Annotated in this window: 13 protein-coding genes and 1 pseudogene; 9 read left to right on the top strand and 5 right to left on the bottom strand. The window is 66.6% G+C overall.

The features are described from left to right. Position 1: 1 nt before the first annotated feature. Positions 2-1,528, bottom strand: a complete 1,527-nt coding sequence (locus tag AB4Y99_RS03850) for an acyl-CoA carboxylase subunit beta (RefSeq protein WP_441522448.1) — start codon at positions 1,526-1,528, stop codon at positions 2-4. A 287-nt stretch (positions 1,529-1,815) separates the two neighbouring features. Between AB4Y99_RS03850 and AB4Y99_RS03845 the strand changes: the two genes are divergently transcribed. The 3 genes from AB4Y99_RS03845 (at position 1,816) to AB4Y99_RS03835 (ending at position 4,765) form a co-directional block, all read left to right on the top strand. After that, positions 1,816-2,994: an acyl-CoA dehydrogenase family protein gene (locus AB4Y99_RS03845; protein ID WP_441522436.1), complete on the top strand. Its 1,179-nt coding sequence runs from the start codon at positions 1,816-1,818 to the stop codon at positions 2,992-2,994. Further along, the gene (locus AB4Y99_RS03840) at positions 2,991-3,596 is read left to right on the top strand and encodes a TetR/AcrR family transcriptional regulator (RefSeq protein WP_441522435.1); all 606 of its coding nucleotides are present in this window, start codon (positions 2,991-2,993) and stop codon (positions 3,594-3,596) included. Before AB4Y99_RS03845 ends, AB4Y99_RS03840 begins: the two co-directional genes overlap by 4 nt. Positions 3,597-3,718: 122 nt before the next feature. Next, positions 3,719-4,765, top strand: coding sequence for a histone deacetylase family protein (locus AB4Y99_RS03835; protein ID WP_191124477.1), 1,047 nt, complete (start codon positions 3,719-3,721; stop codon positions 4,763-4,765). Between the two features lie 67 nt (positions 4,766-4,832). On the opposite strand, the gene AB4Y99_RS03830 is transcribed toward AB4Y99_RS03835, so the two are convergent. Further along, positions 4,833-5,579, bottom strand: coding sequence for an acetoacetate decarboxylase (locus tag AB4Y99_RS03830; protein WP_441522434.1), 747 nt, complete (start codon positions 5,577-5,579; stop codon positions 4,833-4,835). A 166-nt stretch (positions 5,580-5,745) separates the two neighbouring features. Further along, positions 5,746-7,302: an acetolactate synthase large subunit gene (locus tag AB4Y99_RS03825; RefSeq protein ID WP_441522433.1), complete on the bottom strand. Its 1,557-nt coding sequence runs from the start codon at positions 7,300-7,302 to the stop codon at positions 5,746-5,748. Between the two features lie 239 nt (positions 7,303-7,541). On the opposite strand from AB4Y99_RS03825, the pseudogene AB4Y99_RS03820 reads away from it, so the two are divergent. The 5 genes and pseudogenes from AB4Y99_RS03820 to AB4Y99_RS03800 form a co-directional block, all read left to right on the top strand. Continuing rightward, positions 7,542-8,056 (top strand): annotated as a pseudogene (locus tag AB4Y99_RS03820) (ABC transporter substrate-binding protein); the annotation flags it as partial. Between the two features lie 254 nt (positions 8,057-8,310). Further along, positions 8,311-8,823: a mismatch-specific DNA-glycosylase gene (locus AB4Y99_RS03815; RefSeq protein ID WP_441522432.1), complete on the top strand. Its 513-nt coding sequence runs from the start codon at positions 8,311-8,313 to the stop codon at positions 8,821-8,823. Next, on the top strand, positions 8,820-9,593 hold the full coding sequence (locus tag AB4Y99_RS03810) for an ABC transporter permease (RefSeq protein ID WP_038360769.1): 774 nt from the start codon (positions 8,820-8,822) through the stop codon (positions 9,591-9,593). The genes AB4Y99_RS03815 and AB4Y99_RS03810 overlap by 4 nt, the downstream gene beginning before the upstream one ends. Further along, positions 9,590-10,369 carry an ABC transporter ATP-binding protein gene (locus AB4Y99_RS03805; protein ID WP_166652961.1) on the top strand — a complete coding sequence of 260 codons (780 nt, stop codon included), beginning with the start codon at positions 9,590-9,592 and terminating at the stop codon, positions 10,367-10,369. The genes AB4Y99_RS03810 and AB4Y99_RS03805 overlap by 4 nt, the downstream gene beginning before the upstream one ends. Before the next feature lie 161 nt (positions 10,370-10,530). After that, positions 10,531-11,784, top strand: coding sequence for a class I SAM-dependent methyltransferase (locus AB4Y99_RS03800; RefSeq protein ID WP_441522431.1), 1,254 nt, complete (start codon positions 10,531-10,533; stop codon positions 11,782-11,784). On the opposite strand, the gene AB4Y99_RS03795 is transcribed toward AB4Y99_RS03800, so the two are convergent. After that, positions 11,781-12,920, bottom strand: a complete 1,140-nt coding sequence (locus tag AB4Y99_RS03795) for a citrate synthase family protein (RefSeq protein ID WP_142020035.1) — start codon at positions 12,918-12,920, stop codon at positions 11,781-11,783. The two genes, AB4Y99_RS03800 and AB4Y99_RS03795, sit on opposite strands and share 4 nt — an antisense overlap. A gap of 88 nt (positions 12,921-13,008) precedes the next feature. Here AB4Y99_RS03795 and AB4Y99_RS03790 point away from each other — a divergent pair, with 88 nt between their 5' ends. After that, positions 13,009-14,088 (top strand): citrate synthase/methylcitrate synthase, encoded by a 1,080-nt coding sequence (locus AB4Y99_RS03790; RefSeq protein ID WP_441522430.1) that lies wholly within the window; start codon positions 13,009-13,011, stop codon positions 14,086-14,088. Between the two features lie 164 nt (positions 14,089-14,252). Here the strand turns inward: AB4Y99_RS03790 and AB4Y99_RS03785 are convergent, their stop codons facing one another. After that, positions 14,253-14,813, bottom strand: a complete 561-nt coding sequence (locus AB4Y99_RS03785; RefSeq protein WP_441522429.1) for a HutD/Ves family protein — start codon at positions 14,811-14,813, stop codon at positions 14,253-14,255. Positions 14,814-14,862 lie beyond the last annotated feature (49 nt).

Below are 14,862 nucleotides of genomic sequence, written 5' to 3'. Positions count from 1 at the left end.
CTCACATCCGGTAGACCGGCCGCGGGCCGGTATCGCGCGTCTCGCCAGCCGAGAGCGCGAGGCACAGGCCGAGCACGTCGCGGGTTTGCTGGGGTTCGATGATGCCGTCGTCCCAGAGCCGGGCCGTGGCGTAATAGGGATCGCTCTGCTCCTCGAACTGGGCGCGGGTGCGCCTGTCGAGATCGGCGATGGCCGCTTCGTCGCCCGAGCCCTTGAGCGATTGCCGGCGCAGCTCCGTCACCACGGTCGCCGCCACCTCCGGGCTCATCGTCGCGATGCGGGCATTGGGCCAGGAGAACAGGAAGCGGGGCCTGAAGCCGCGACCGCACATGCCGTAATTGCCGGCGCCATAGGAACCGCCGATCAGCACGGTGTATTTCGACACCCGCGCATTCGAGACGGCATAGACCAGCTTGGCCGAATGCTTGGCGATGCCGCCGCGCTCGGCCTCGGTGCCGACCATGAAGCCGGTGATGTTCTGCAGGAACAGGAGCGGGATCTGGCGCTGGTCGCAGAGTTCGATGAAGTGGGCGCCCTTGATCGCGCTTTCCGAGAACAGCACGCCGTTATTGGCGAGGATGCCGACTGGATAGCCGTGGATATGGGCGAAGCCGGTGACGAGGGTTGCGCCGTAATCCGGCTTGAAGGCGCTGAAGGCGCTGTCGTCGACCATGCGCGCGATCACCTCGCGGACGTCATAGGGCCGGCGCAGATCGGTCGGCACGATGTCGGTGAGTTCAGCCGGGTCGAGTTTCGGTGCGACGGGAGCCTGCGGCGGCGGTGTGACCTTGCCGATCTCACCCAACGCCCCGACGATCTCGCGCAGCTTCGCCAACCCCTCCATCTCGGTCTGGACGAGATGGTCGCTGACGCCGGAGACCAGCGTATGCATCTCCGCCCCGCCCAGTGTCTCGCCATCGACGATCTCGTGGATCGCCGCCTTCACGATCGGCGGGCCGCCGAGATGGATGCGGCCGGTGCCCTTGACCATGATCACCTGGTCGGACAGCGCCGGAATATAGGCGCCGCCGGCCGTCGCGCCGCCGAAGACGATCGAGATCTGCGGGATGCCCGCCGCCGACATCCGGCACTGGTTGTAGAAGGAGCCGCCGAAATGGTCGCGATCCGGGAAAACGCGATCCTGCTCCGGCAGGAAGGCGCCGCCGCAATCGACCAGATAGAGGCAGGGCAGGCGATGCTCCCCGGCGATCTCCTGTGCTCGGAGGTGCTTCCGCACCGTCTCGGCGAAGAAGGAGCCGCCCTTCACCGTCGCGTCATTGGCGATCAGCATGCAGGCGCGGCCCTGCACGATGCCGATGCCGGTGACGATGCCGGCGCCCGGCACTTCGTTGCCATAGAGCCCGTAGGCCGCGAGCGGCGAGAGTTCGAGGAAGGGCGTCTGCGGGTCGAGCAAGAGGTCGATGCGCTCGCGCACCATGATCTTGCCGCGGGATTCGTGCCGCGCGCGCAACTTTTCGCCGCCGCCTTGCGCGACGAGGCCGTGCCGCTGGCGCAACGTCTCCAGCATGGCTGAGAGCGGGGGAGGGGGCGTCGCGGTTTGCGATGCTGTTTCAGGCACGGACGCACTCCTCCAAGGTCGCCGTCATTCCGGGCGCAGCGAAGCGGAGGCCCGGAATCCATCGAAGGGCATTGTGCGCTACGATGGATTCCGGATCGGCGCCGCTGTCGCGGCTTGTCCGGAATGACGGGGCCGTCGATCCAAGGTGAATGCCGCGGCTTGATCTCGCTGCGGCATTCACCTACCGTCCGGTAGGTAGTCAGATCGCGGCGCTGCGGTCAAGCAGGGAGGAAGCCATGTCGGCCGTCGAGAAACTTGCAGGCGAAGGCGCCCGTCGTTCGCCCTATTTCACCGAGGAGCACGAGGCGCTGCGCGATCAGGTCCGCCGCTTCGTCGAGGCCGAGATCAAGCCGCACGCCCTGAAATGGGAAGAGGACGGCTTCGTCCCGCGCGAGGTGCTCAGAAAGATGGGCGCGCTCGGCTTCTTCGGCATCCGCTACCCGGCGGAGTATGGCGGCTCGGAGATGGACACGCTCGCGACGGTGGTGCTGGCGGAGGAGCTGGGACGCTCGACCTTCTCCGGCGTCGCCATCACCGCGCTGGTCCATACCGACATGGCCTCGGTCCATATCGCCAATGCCGGCAACCAGGCGCAGAAGGACAAGTACCTGCCCGGCATCATCGCCGGCGAAAAGATCGTCGCGGTCGCCGTCACCGAGCCCGATGCAGGCTCGGATGTGAAGGGCATCCGCACCACCGCGCGGCGCGAGGGCGATCATTACATCCTCAACGGCGCCAAGATGTTCATCACCAACGGCGTCCATGCCGATCTCTACTGCGTTGCAGCCAAGACCGATCCGGCGGCTAAGCCCTCGCAATCGGTCTCCATCTTCCTCGTCGAGAAGGGCACGCCCGGCTTCACGGTCTCGCGTGCGCTCGACAAGCATGGCTGGCGCTCCTCGGATACCGCCGAGCTCTCCTTCGTCGATTGCCGCGTGCCGGCCGAAAACCTGCTCGGGCAGGAGGGGCGCGGCTTCTACGCGATCATGAGCAACTTCCAGAACGAGCGCACGGTCATCGGCGCCATGGCGATCGGCGAGTCGCAGGCTGCGATCGACCTGACGCTGGACTATGTGAAGACGCGAAAAGCGTTTGGCGCGCCGCTTTGGGAGAAGCAGGCGATCCGCCAGCGCCTCGCCGAGCTCGCCGGCAAGGTCGAGGCCGGGCGCCAGCTCGTCTACCACGCCGCCTGGCTGGATGCGCAGGGCTTCGACGCCACCCGTGAAGTCTCGATGGTCAAGGCCTACTGCGGCGAGCTGGTCAACGAGGTCATGTATGACTGCCTGCAGTTCCACGGTGGGATGGGCTATATGCGCGAAAGCGCGATCGAGCGCATGACCCGCGACGCCCGCGTCCAGTCCATCGGCGGCGGCGCCACCGAGGTGATGCTCGAAGAGGTCGCGAAGCGGCTGTGAGTGTCGCGGCGGACAAGGACGCGACCCGGGCCGAGGGCGGCTCGCGCCGCCAGATCCTCGACCACGCCGCGCGGCTGCTGCGCAATGGCGGCTACCACCAGACGACCTTGCGCGAGATCGCCGAGGCGGTCGGCATCCGCAAGGCGAGCCTCTACTACCACTTCGCCTCGAAGGAGGAGATCGTCGAGGCGGTGGTGAATGACGGCGTTCGCTTTGTGCATGAGGGTGTCGTCGCCGCATTGGCTGAGACGGAAAGCGCGGCTCCCAGCGTGCGGCTGGAGGCGGCGATCCGCGGGCATCTCGCGGCGCTGCATGGCCATGGCGATTATACCTCCGCCAGCATCAAGGTCTTCAATTTCGGCGCTGTGCCTGCGCCGGAGAGCGTGCGCGCCGTACGCCGATCCTATGAGGAGGTCTGGCGGCGCCTGATCGCCGAACTGCAGCAGGCCGGCGCCTTGCCGGCGGAGCGCGCTCCCGACGTCCTGCGCAATTTCCTGCTCGGCGCCCTCAACGGCTCGACGGATTGGTACCGGCCGGAACGCCACGACATCGCGACGCTGGCGCGCGAATTCGCGGCACTGATCTCGCCTGCGGGCGCTTGAGCGTTTCGTCCCCAACGCAGGGGCGGCCGGCGCGGAACGACTGGCGATGCCCGGGCAGCTTGCTACGATGGCGGCGTGACCGCCGCTGTCGAGGCGGCTCAGCCTAGAGGATTTGCCAGCCGATGCGTGCCTTCTACCACCCCGACCAGGCGCTCCATGATCCCCAGCAATATATGCGCTTCGGCAAGGTCGTCGCGCCCAAGGACCTGCCGGAACGGACGGAAAAGCTGCTCGGCGCATTGGCGAAGCATGGCATCACGCCGGAGCGGCCGGCGGAGCATGGCGTCGAGCCGATCCTGAAGATCCATGACGAGGGCTTCGTCGATTTCCTGCAGAGTGCCTGGCGGCGCTGGCAGGAGCTTCCGTCGGAGCGCGGTCCGGAGGTCTGGCCGAACACCTTCCCTTATTGGAGCGGGCGTCCGGACGAAGATGTCCGCCCGCCTTGCCGCCCGACCGGCTTCATCGGCCAACTCGGCTGGTATCTCGGCGATCTCTCGGTGCCGATCGGCGAGCATTGCTGGCATTCGACCCTGCGCTCGTCCGAGACCGCCGTGTCCGGCGCCGACGCGATCCTTGCCGGCGAGCGCGCGGTTTATTCGCTGTGCCGTCCGTCCGGCCATCATGCCCGCGCCGATCGCGCCTCGGGCTTCTGCTACGTCAACAACACGGCGATTGCCGCCCAGCGCCTGCGCTCGACATTCGGCAAGGTCGCGATCCTCGATGTCGATGCCCATCACGGCGACGGCACGCAGCAGATCTTCTATCGCCGCGACGATGTGCTGACGATCTCGGTCCATGCCGACCCGGCGAACTATTATCCCTTCTACACCGGCTATGACGACGAGCGCGGCAATGGCCCGGGCGAGGGCTTCAACCTCAACCTGCCGCTGGCGCATGGAGCGGGCGGGGCTGAGATGCAGGCGGCGGTCGACCGCGCCGGCAAGGCGATCCGCGATTTCGGGGCTGAGGTGCTGGTCGTGGCGCTCGGCTACGACGCCCATAAGGACGACCCGATCGGCGTGCTGAAGCTGGAAGCGAGCGATTTCGGCACGATTGGTCGGCAAGTGAAGGGCTTCGGCCTGCCGACGCTGGTCGTGCAGGAGGGCGGCTACGCCATCGAGGCGATCGGCGACTGCCTCGACGCGTTCCTGGGCGAGTTCGCTCGCTAGAGCATCGGCCCGAAAAGTGGCATGCGGTTTTCGGGAAAAGCCGATGCCTGAGGACCAAGCGCCGGCGTCACGTCGCCAGGTAGTCGTGCAGCACCCGGCCATAGGGCAAGGTGAAGTCGACGACCTGGTGGCGGGCGCTCACGATCCGGCGCACCGGAAAATCGGCGACCCGGCAATTGACGTGAGGGATGAGGTGTAGCCTTGCCTCGCCCTCCCAGGCGCCATGCACGGTGATGTCGGTGAGGTTATAGCCGACGAGCTGCGCGATTTTCGGCGAGCCGTCGACATCGGGAAGCAGTTTCAGGTTGACGTTCAGGCCGGCGATGCCGTCGCGAACCTTGTCGAGCCGGTCCTCGAGGCTGCGGTGCTTGTAGGTCATCGTGCCCATGGCCACGCGCTCGCCATCATAGTGCAGCGTGCCGGTCAGCGTGTCCTTCATGACCTTGAGCCGCGGCACGCCGTATTTCTTGGGAAAGCCCCAGATCTCGCGTCCGCCGGTGATGGGCGGCTCGTCGTCGAGATACATCTGGACGGAGAAGTTGCAGGGCTCGTCCTTGTAGAGCGCGCGGATGCCGGTGCCGCTTTCCTCGTAATCGCCGAAACCGGACGAATCCGGCATTTTCATCCACTCGTAGAAGACGAGGTTGCCGGGCGCGGGCTCGAGCGGCTCGGGCAGCGCCGCGCGGATCACCTCCGGGTCGGTTTCATAGGTGATGATGAGGTATTCGCGCTTGATGAAGCGGTTCGGCGGATGCGGGTAGCTCGGGCTGAAGACCGGCATCGACGGCGCTTTGAGGATCTCGTCCCGGTTCATGCTGGTCGCTCCTTCTCGAAATCAGCCGCAACTCTGGCAGGGGCACTGCGACAGATTGATGGTGACCGGGCGAAACGGGAAGCCCCTCCTCACGGCTCGCGCAAAGATGGCCCTCCACCCCGAGACCTGTTGTTGGGGGTGAAGGGMGTGTTTCTCGAACGGCCGCTCAGATCGCCGCCTCGATCAGGAACGGCCCCTTYTTGGCCAGCGCGGCCTTGAACAGGCTGGTGAACTCCTCGGCCGTGGTGGCGCGGGCGGCTTCCACGCCCATGCCCTTGGCCATCGACACCCAGTCCAGCGCGGGCTCGTCGATATTGAGCATCTGCGTGGCGTTGCGGCCGAAATCATTGACGCCGACGGCGCGCATCTCGCCATGCAGGATCTGGTAGGTCCGGTTGGCGAAGACGACGGTGACGATGTCGAGATTCTCGCGCGCCTGCGTCCATAGCCCCTGTACCGTGTACATGCCGGAGCCATCCGCCTGCATGCCGATGACCTTGCGGTCGGGGCAGGCCACCGCGGCACCGACGGCGAGCGGAATGCCTTCGCCGATCGCCCCGCCGGTGAGCTGGATATAGTCGTGCTGCGGCGCGCTGTGGCAGTCGAAATAGAACATCCGGCCGGAGGAGACCGACTCGTCGCAGATGATGCAGTTCTCCGGCAACAGCGTCGAAACGATGCTGCAGACCTTGTCGGCATCGAGCGGGCCGGTCGGCAGGCCGGGCTGCTCCTTGCGCGGCGGCGCGATGAAGGCCGGCGCCGTCTTCGTCGCGCCCATCTCCTCCGCGAGAGCGGTGATCGCGGCAGGCAGGTCGTCGCCGGGCTTGGCGAGCGCCGTGACCTCGCAACCGTCATGGACGAGCCGGCCCGGCTTGCCCGGATAGGCGAAGAAGCCGACGGGAGGCTGCGCGCCGACCAGTACGAGATAGTCGACGTCCTTGAGCTGCTCGAGCGCCTTGTCGATGGGATAATGAATCTTGGGGATCGCGACGCGGCCTGCGCCGCGCTGGATGCGCCCGTTCGACATCTGGGCGAATATCTGCGCGCCCGTCGCGGCGCAGATGCGTGCGGCCATTTCCATCGGCTTCTCGCGCAAGGCGAGGCCCGTCAGCATGATCGCGGCGCGCGCGCCACGCTTGCGCAGGCCGGCCGCGACCTCGCGGATCGTGGCGGCATCGACGCTCTTCAGCGCCGGCAGCTTCACCGGCTTCAGCGCGGCGGGCTCGACGCTGTTCCAGGCGCAATCGGCCGGCAGGATCACGGTGGTGACGCCCGGCAGCGTCAGCGAGGCGACATAGGCTTCCTCGATCGCCGGGCCGACATCCTCGGCCGAAGCGATGCGGCGCACGAAATGCGACATCGGATGCGCCAGCGATTCGATGTCGCTGGTCAGCGGCGCATCATGGACGAGGTGGTAGGTGGCGTGGTCGCCGACGACGTTGATCATCGGCGTGCGGGCGCGCCTGGCATTGTGCATGTTGGCGAGCGCGTTCGCCATGCCCGGCCCGCAATGCAGCAAGGTGGCGGCCGGCTTGTCGGCCATGCGGGCATAGCCATCGGCGGCGCCGGTCACCACGCCCTCGAACAGGCCGAGCACGCAGCGCATCTGCGGCTTGCGGTCGAGCGCCGCCACGAAATGCATCTCCGAGGTGCCGGGATTGGCGAAACAGACATCGACATCGTTGACCAGCAGCGTGTCGCAAAGGCGGTCGGCGCCATTCATCCCGGAAACCTCGAAGGCTGGAAGAGAACAGAGGCGATGTGCCTCGGACGGTGAGGGGAGGAAATTGCGCAGCCTGTGTCAAACGAGAGAATGTCATGGCTTCCCCAAGCGGCTGTGATCGGCGGCTTGACGGTTTTGCATAGGCATTTAACCTGATTTGGAACGAAGGTTGCATCCGGCCGCGAGCTCTGGCGTCGTGGATGACGGGTCAGTCAAAAAGCAGGGGAAGGGTTTCCATCATGGCAGTCTTCAAGCGCGTCAGTGCCGGCCTCGGCTTCGGCCTCGCGGCGCTCCTGGCGGCGGGCGCAGCCCAGGCGCAGACGAAGGTCGCGATCGGCATTTCCGGTTGGACCGGCTTCGCGCCGCTGGTGCTCGCCAAGGAGGCCGGCATCTTCGCCAAGAACGGTCTCGACGTGACCATCAAGAAGATCCCGCAGAARGACCGCCACCTCGCCATCGCCTCCGGCGACATCCAGTGCGCCGCGACCACCGTCGAGACCTGGCTGGTGTGGGACGCCGCCGGCATCAAGACGAAGCAGATCTTCCAGCTCGACAAGAGCTACGGCGCCGACGGCATGGTGACGCGCAACACCACGGCCTCGATCAAGGATCTGAAGGGCAAGACGGTCGCGGCCTCGGCGCCGGGTACCTCGCCCTATTTCGCCCTGGCCTGGATGCTCAAGGAGAACGGCCTCTCCGTGAAGGACGTGAATGTCGTCAACATGGAGCCGGGTCCGGCGACTGGCAGGCCTTCAACGCCAAGGCCGCAGATCTGCTGTTGGAGATCGGCCTGATCAAGGCCAAGCCCGATCTGGCCACGCTGGTCGATACGAAGTTCGTCGAAGGCAAGTGAAGGATGAAGCGGAACCACGACCGTCATTCCGGACAAGCTGCGCAGCAGCGCAGATCCGGAATCCATCGGAGGGCTCGGCGCTCTAGGATGGATTCCGGGGCAAGCCCGGAATGACGGCGCGGTTATCGCGGAAGACATCACGCCCTGAACAACGAATGCCGCCGGTGTTGCCCGACGTGCTCGAACCCGATCTGCGCGTCGTCTTCTGCGGCACGCAGGCCGGCGCTGTCTCGGCGGCGCGCGGTGCCTACTATGCCGGGCCGGGCAACAAGTTCTGGAGCGTCATCCACGAGATCGGGCTGATTCCGGAACGGCTCGCCCCGGAGCGTTTCCGGGAGCTGCCGCGCTACGGCATCGGCCTCACCGATGTCGCCAAGCTGACATCGGGGCCGGATTCGGCCTTGCGCGGTGCCCATTTCGATGCAGAAGGGCTGCGTGCGCGGATCGCCGCCCATCGCCCGCGTTATGTCGCCTTCAACGGAAAGCGTGCGGCGCAGGCGGCGCTGGGAGTGGCTGCCGGTTCAATTGCCTATGGCCTGCAGCCCGGCACCTTCGCCGGCGCGGGCGTTTTCATCCTGCCCTCGACCTCCGGCGCGGCCGCCGGTTTCTGGTCGATCGAACCCTGGAAAGACCTGGCGCGCGCCATGACCGGAACCGAAACCCCATGAAACCGCTCAGACCCGTCTCAGGCGGCGCGCGCGTCGGCTACGGCCTCGCCTTCTTCGCGCTCTTCGTCGCGCTCTGGTCGGTCGCGACCTTCGGCGGCTATGTCCAGCGCCTCTTCCTGGCCGATCCGCTGACCATGGTCGGCGAGGGCTGGAGCCTGATGACGCGCTACGGCTTCAGCTTCGACATCATGATGACGATCTGGCGCGTCGTCGGTGGCTTCGTCATCGCGGCGGTGGTGGCGCTGCCGCTCGGCATCCTGATGGGCGCCTACAAGCCGATCGAGGCGTTCCTCGAACCCTTCGTTTCCTTCGCGCGCTATCTGCCGGCCTCGGCCTTCATTCCGCTGCTCATCCTCTGGGCCGGCATCGGAGAGACGCAGAAGCTCCTCGTCATCTTCCTCGGCTCGGTCTTCCAGCTCATCCTGATGATCGCGGTGGCGGTCGGCGGGGTCCGGCGCGATCTGGTCGATGCCGCCTATACGCTCGGCGCCAGCGACCGCTCGGTGGTGCGCCGCGTGCTGCTGCCGAACGCGGCGCCGCAGATCGCCGAGATCTTCCGCCTCGTTCTCGGCTGGGCCTGGACCTATGTCATCGTCGCCGARYTGATCGGCTCGTCSTCCGGCATCGGCCACATGATCACCGACAGCCAGGCRCTGCTCAACACCGGGCAGATCATCTTCGGSATCATCGTSATCGGSCTGATCGGSCTGATCTCGGATTTCCTGTTCAAGGCGGTCAACCAGCGCCTGTTTCCGTGGGCCAAGCTGTGAGCAAGCTCGTCATCGACAAGGTCGGCAAGGTCTTCCCCGCGCAGCGCGGGGGCGAGCCGACGCGGGCGCTGATGCCCACCTCGCTCAGCGTCGCCGACAACGACTTCATCACCATCCTCGGCCCCTCCGGCTGCGGCAAGTCGACCTTGCTGCGCATCATCGGCGGGCTGGAGACGGCGAGCGAGGGCCGCATCCTGCTCGATGGCGCGCCCGTCGCGGGGCCGGGCGCCGATCGCGGCTTCGTCTTCCAGAGCTACACGCTCTTCCCCTGGCTGACGGTGCAGCAGAACATCGCCTTCGGTCTGCGCGAGAAGGGCGTGCCGGTCGCGGAGCGCATGAAGATCGCGCGCGACTGGGCGGTGCGCGTCGGGCTTTCCAGTTTCGTGGACCACTTCCCGAAGCAGCTCTCGGGCGGCATGCAGCAGCGCACGGCGATTGCCCGCGCGCTCGCCAACGATCCGAAAATCCTCCTGCTCGACGAGCCCTTCGGCGCGCTCGACAACCAGACCCGCGCCCTGATGCAGGAAATGCTGCTCGGCATCTGGGAGCGCGAGCGGAAGACGGTGCTCTTCGTCACCCACGACATCGAGGAGGCGATCTTCGTCGGCTCGCGCGTCGTGGTGATGAGCGCGCGGCCAGGGCGGATCAAGGCCGATATCGCGGTCGATCTGCCGCATCCACGGCCTTACACCATCAAGACGACGCCGGAATTCGTCGCGCTGAAGGAACGACTCGTCGAGGAGATCCGGGCCGAGGTCATCGCGGCCGATCCCTGAGCGAGAGCACTACCAGCGGTTGAGGTGGCTATGCTTTCCTTGCGTGATGTGTGTGCTTTGCCTGCGCTGTCATGACGCAGGCGAGGGGCAGCCTTGCGCGCAAATGGAGTTACGGCGACAATTTCCCTTGCCATCTTTTGAACAACAAGGGGGCACTGCCAATGGTGGGGCCAATGCGTTCACTGGTTGCAAGAATGCTGTCGCGGCTGGCGATCGAGCCGCGGATCGATGTGGTTTTCCCCGATGGAACGTTGCAATCCGTCGGACGAGGTTGCGCACCGCGATTGCGGATGCGGATTGTTGACACGCCTACGGAACTCAAGCTCGCGCTCAATCCCGAGCTCGCTTTGGGCGAGGCGGTGATGGACGGGCGCGTCGTCGTCGAGCAGGGCTCGCTCTATGACCTGCTGGATGCGCTGGTCGCGGCCGTGCACAAGGCGCGGCCGCAAGGCTGGGGCAAGACGCTCGACGGCCTGCGGACGGCAGTGCGCCGCTTCCACCAGCACAATACGCCGACATTGGCGAAGCGGAATGTCGCGCACCACTACGATCTGAAGAGCGATTTCTTCAAGCTCTTCCTCGATCCGGACATGCAGTACTCCTGCGCCTATTTCGCGCGGCCGGAGATGACGCTCGCCGAGGCGCAGCTCGCCAAGAAGCGCCACATCATGGGCAAGCTCGATCTGCAGCCGGGCCAGCGCGTACTCGATATCGGCTGCGGCTGGGGCGGCATGGCGCTCTCGATCGCCGGCGAAACCGGCGCCTCCGTCACCGGCATCACGCTCTCGGAGGAGCAGCTCGCCATTGCGAAGCATCGCGGCGCAGAATCCGGCCTGCCGGTCGAGTTCCGCTTGCAGGACTATCGTCACCTGACCGAGAGCTTCGACCGCATCGTTTCGGTCGGCATGTTCGAGCATGTCGGCGTCGGCTATTACCGCGACTATTTCCGCAAGGTCCGCGAATTGCTGACCGATGATGGTGTCGCGCTGATCCACACGATCGGCCGCAGCTCGCCGCCGGGCGCGACCAACCCCTTCATCGCCAAATACATCTTTCCGGGCGGCTATATCCCCGCCATGTCGGAGGTTTCGGCCGCAGTCGAGAAGGAAGGGCTCGTCATCACCGATGTCGAGGTGCTGCGCCTGCATTATGCCGAGACGCTGAAGGTGTGGCGCGAGAACTTCCTCGCCCGGCGCGACGAGGCGGTGGCGATGTATGACGAGCGCTTCGCCCGGATGTGGGAGTTCTATCTCGCCGCCTCCGAAGCGAGCTTCCGGCACGACGATCTGGTGGTGTTCCAGTTCCAGCTCGCGAAAAAGCTCGACGGCCTGCCGATCACGCGCGGCTATATCGAAGAGCGCGAGGGCGAGCTTGGGCGCAAGCCTGCGCAGGCGAAGGTTGCCGAGCCGGCCTAGCCCGGCTCCGGCCCGACATAGCGGGCGCGAGGCCGGATCAATCGTCCGGTCTCGCCCTGTTCCAGCGCATGCGCGATCCAGCCGGCGCAGCGCGCGGCGGCGAAGATCTGGAAGGATACATCCGGGGCGAGTCCGAGTTCGCTCGCAATCGCCGTCAGTACGAAATCGATATTCGGCTCCTCGCCGGTCAGCGCCGTGACGGCCCGGCGCGTCTCCTCATAGGCCGGTGGTAGCGAGAAGGCCGTGAGCAGCGCCCGCGCCCGCGCATCGCCATCGGGGTAAAGAGGATGGCCGAAGCCGGGCAGGGGCATGCCGGTCGCCAGCCGCGCCGAGACCGCCATTTCCACGCCTTCGCTTGCGATCTCGCGCATCAGTCCGAGGACGCGCGGCGTCATCCCGCCATGCAGCGGCCCGGACAGCGTCGCGAGCCCCGCCAAGATGCAGGCGGCCAGCGAAGCGCGCGTCGAGGCCGCGACCCGGACGGAGAAGGTCGAGGCGTTGAGCTCGTGGTCGGCCAGCAGCACGAGTGCGCGGCGGATCAGATCGGCGCCGCGTTCGTCGCAGCCCCAGGCCAGCGCCAGCCGGTGATGGATCGGCCCCTGTCCCGGCCGCCCGGCGATGGCGTCGACGAGCGAGTCGATGACGGAGGCAGCCTCGAGATAAAGCGCCTTCTTCGTCCGGCCGGCCATGGCCGGGTCGCTGGCGGCGCGGGCGGCGATCACCGCGAACATGCGCTGCCGGGCCGGCGCCTCCGGCACGATCGTGAACAGCGGCGGAAAGCGCTGCGAGCCGCAATCCCAGAGCAGCCGCGCGACATCCTCCAGCTTCGCCATCTCGGCCAGCTTTTCCGCATCCTGCCCGCGATACCAGAGCTTGCCGCGCTGGATCGTGGCGATGCCCGAGGCCAGGATCGGCTCGCCGAAGGCGATCGCATCCTCTGCGATGGCCGCCGGTTTCCGCCCCCGCGCCTTGCGGTGCTCCAGCCGTGCCACATCCTCGGCTCGGTAGAGCCGCCGACGCGAATCGCCCGCATCACCGCGCGCCTCGATCAGCCCGCGGCTGACATAGGCATAGAGCGTCTGCGGCTTCAGCCCGAGCCGCTGCATCACCTGTTGCGCCGTCAGCCAGTCGGTCATCGAAAAATACATTGATTATATTGTTCAAGATTGATTCTACTGGTGAAGCTATCAATCTTCAAGGCCTCAGATGTTGAGGAGAACTGCCATGTCCGATGGCCTTGAAGATGTCGTTGCCGCCCATACCGTGCTCTCGGAAGTCGATGGAGCGGCGGGCCGGCTGGTGATGCGCGGCCACAGCCTCGATGAACTCGCCGGCCATACCTCCTTCGAGGAAATGGCCGCGCTGATGCTTGACGGCTTCGTGCCGGACCTGCCGGCGATGAAGGATCTGCCGGCGGCGCTCGGCGCGGCGCGAAAGGAGCTGTTCGAGACGGTGGTCCGGAAAGCTGTCGTGCCCGTCACGCTCGGTCCGGTCGAGATGATCCGGGCGATGACGGCGCTGATTCCGGATGGCGAGGATGTCGGCACGGTGCTGCGGCTGCTGGCGGCGCCGGCCGTGTTCACGGCCGCCTCGCTGCGTCTGCGGCAAGGGCTCGCGCCGGTCGCACCCGATCCGGCGCTGTCGCAGGCCGCGGACACACTGCGCATGCTGACCGGCAAGACGCCGACCAAGCAGCAGGCGGCCGCGCTCGACACCTACCTCGTCACGGTCGCCGATCACGGCCTCAACGCCTCGACCTTCGCGTCGCGCGTCGTCGCCTCGACCCGCGCCGGGCTGGTCTCGGCCGTGCTGGCCGGCATCGGCGCCCTGAAAGGCCCGCTCCATGGCGGCGCGCCGGGTCCGGTCATCGAGATGCTCGATGCGATCGGCGCGCCCGGCAATGCCCGAGCCTGGCTGGAATCGGCGCTCGATCGCGGCGACCGATTGATGGGCTTCGGCCACCGCATCTATCGCGTCCGCGATCCGCGCGCCGACGCGCTGAAGGGCGCGATCCGCCGGCTCGGCGCCGATAGCGGGCGCCTCGCATTGGCCGAGGCGGTGGAGCAGGCGGCGCTCGCCATCCTGCGCGAGCGCAAGCCCAACCGCACGCTGGAGACCAATGTCGAGTTCTACACCGCGCTCCTGTTGGAGGCGCTCGGCTTCACGCCGGATTCCTTCACCTGCGTCTTCGCGCTGGGACGGACGACGGGCTGGCTCGCCCATGCCAAGGAGCAGATCGCCGGCGGCCGGCTGATCCGTCCGCAATCGGTCTATGTCGGCCCGCAGCCGCGTCAGGCGGCGTAGGTTTAGGTAGGGCGCGGGGAACCCTTCTCCCGTGTGGGAGAAGGGCAGGGATGAGGGCCTGCCCTTGCGGATAAAGCCGCAGCGGTGCCGTTGCCTTCCAATAGTGAGCGGCGGTCCCTCACCCCTACCCCTCTCCCATCCGGGAGAGGGGATCCCGCGCTTATCTATGACGCGGTCAGCCACACGGCGTAGAGTTCTGCCTCACTGCCGCTCACCTCAAGTTCGACATGCCCCGGCGCGTCGAGGATCGCGCTGTCGCCGGCTGCTAAGCTCACGCCGTTCACCAGCCAGTCGCCCTTGCGGGCGACCAGCACCAGCAGGCCTTCGCTCGCGGGGAGCGAACCTTCACCCGACAAGCGCTCGACCCGGTGCCGCCAGCGCCCCCGCCGGGTCATGACGTTGAGGTCGTCGATCGCGTCATCGATCAACTGTCCGTCGACGGCGCGGTCGGCCGCGAAGAAATGCGGCCCGGAGGCGCGTTCGAGCATCACCACTTCGCCGTCACTGAAAGCGAGGCGAATGCCGTTGCCGCTCAGCACGCACAAGGTCCGATCGATGCCGGGGAAGGACGAGAACGGCCCGTCTGCGCCCACATGGGCCATCGATATCCGCCAGTCGAAATCGCCAAGCGAGGCGCCTTCCGGCGCCACCGCGATCTCGGTCGTGGTCCCGCCGCCGTTCTTCCACGGCATGACCTTGCAATCGGCGGCGCGGATGATGCGCATGATGTGATCCTTGACAGGTGAGCGCGTCGCAACCGCCGTCATTGCGAGG

The sequence above is a fragment of the Allobosea sp. TAB14 genome (genome assembly GCF_052113865.1).
GTDB classification, from domain to species: Bacteria; Pseudomonadota; Alphaproteobacteria; order Rhizobiales; family Beijerinckiaceae; genus Allobosea; species Allobosea spartocytisi.
This window is presented reverse-complemented; position numbering and strand designations above follow the sequence as displayed.

Coding starts and splice junctions, on each gene's coding strand:
- AB4Y99_RS03850 (WP_441522448.1), bottom strand. CDS start 1,528: ATGCTGGAGACGTTGCGCCAGCGGCACGGCCTCGTCGCGCAAGGCGGC.
- AB4Y99_RS03845 (WP_441522436.1), top strand. CDS start 1,816: ATGTCGGCCGTCGAGAAACTTGCAGGCGAAGGCGCCCGTCGTTCGCCC.
- AB4Y99_RS03835 (WP_191124477.1), top strand. CDS start 3,719: ATGCGTGCCTTCTACCACCCCGACCAGGCGCTCCATGATCCCCAGCAA.
- AB4Y99_RS03830 (WP_441522434.1), bottom strand. CDS start 5,579: ATGAACCGGGACGAGATCCTCAAAGCGCCGTCGATGCCGGTCTTCAGC.
- AB4Y99_RS03815 (WP_441522432.1), top strand. CDS start 8,311: ATGCCGCCGGTGTTGCCCGACGTGCTCGAACCCGATCTGCGCGTCGTC.
- AB4Y99_RS03800 (WP_441522431.1), top strand. CDS start 10,531: ATGGTGGGGCCAATGCGTTCACTGGTTGCAAGAATGCTGTCGCGGCTG.
- AB4Y99_RS03795 (WP_142020035.1), bottom strand. CDS start 12,920: ATGACCGACTGGCTGACGGCGCAACAGGTGATGCAGCGGCTCGGGCTG.
- AB4Y99_RS03790 (WP_441522430.1), top strand. CDS start 13,009: ATGTCCGATGGCCTTGAAGATGTCGTTGCCGCCCATACCGTGCTCTCG.
- AB4Y99_RS03785 (WP_441522429.1), bottom strand. CDS start 14,813: ATGCGCATCATCCGCGCCGCCGATTGCAAGGTCATGCCGTGGAAGAAC.